Raw genomic sequence first — 1,114 nt, forward strand, 5'->3', positions numbered from 1 at the left:
CATGCGCACACGTGCTGCTGTCGCGGTCGAGGCTGGCAAGCCGCTCGAAGTTATGGAGGTGGAGCTTGACGGCCCGAAGGCGGGCGAGGTGCTGGTCGAGATCAAGGCCACCGGGCTTTGTCATACCGACGAGTTCACCCGCTCTGGCGGGGATCCCGAGGGGATCTTCCCGGCGATCCTGGGTCACGAGGGCGCCGGCGTCGTGGTCGAGCTGGGCGCAGGCGTCACCAGCCTCGAGGTGGGCGATCACGTGATCCCGCTTTACACGCCGGAATGCCGGACCTGCGAGTATTGCCTGCATCCCAAGACCAACCTCTGCCAAGCGGTGCGCGCGACGCAAGGCCAGGGCCTGCTGCCCGACGGCACGACGCGGTTCTCGATGCTCGACGGCACGCCGATCCATCACTACATGGGCTGCTCGACCTTCGCCAATCACACCGTGATGCCCGAGATCGCGCTCGCCAAGGTCCGCAAGGACGCGCCCTTCGACAAGATCTGCTATATCGGCTGCGGCGTGACCACCGGCATCGGCGCGGTGATCAACACCGCCAAGGTCGAGCTGGGTTCGACCGCGATCGTGTTCGGGCTGGGCGGCATCGGGCTGAACGTGATCCAGGGGCTGCGGATGGCCGGGGCCGACCAGATCGTGGGCGTCGACCTCAACCCCGAGAAGGCCGAGATGGGCCGGTATTTCGGGATGACCGATTTCGTCAATCCCAAGGATGTGAGCGGCGATATCGTCCCGCACCTCGTGGAGCTGACGGGAGGCGGCGCCGATTACACGTTCGATGCCACCGGCAACGTGGGCGTGATGCGCGCCGCTTTGGAGTCGGCGCACAAGGGCTGGGGCGAGAGCATCATCATCGGCGTGGCGCCCGCGGGGGCCGAGATCTCGACCCGGCCGTTCCAGCTGGTGACGGGTCGGTCCTGGCGCGGCACGGCCTTCGGCGGCGCGCGCGGGCGCACCGACGTGCCGCGGATCGTCGACTGGTACATGCAGGGCAAGATCGAGATCGACCCGATGATCACCCACAAGCTGACCCTCGACCAGATCAACGACGGCTTCGAGCTGATGCACAACGGCGAAAGCATCCGCGCCGTCGTGGAATACTGA

Annotated in this window: 1 protein-coding gene; it reads left to right on the plus strand. The window is 66.5% G+C overall.

Translation table 11 applies throughout. From position 1 onward, the window contains the following. Position 1: 1 nt before the first annotated feature. The gene (locus V8324_RS21980) at positions 2 to 1,114 is read left to right on the plus strand and encodes an S-(hydroxymethyl)glutathione dehydrogenase/class III alcohol dehydrogenase (protein WP_336422010.1); all 1,113 of its coding nucleotides are present in this window, start codon (positions 2 to 4) and stop codon (positions 1,112 to 1,114) included.

This window comes from Roseovarius sp. D22-M7 (assembly GCF_037083785.1).
Classification (GTDB): Bacteria; Pseudomonadota; Alphaproteobacteria; order Rhodobacterales; family Rhodobacteraceae; genus Roseovarius.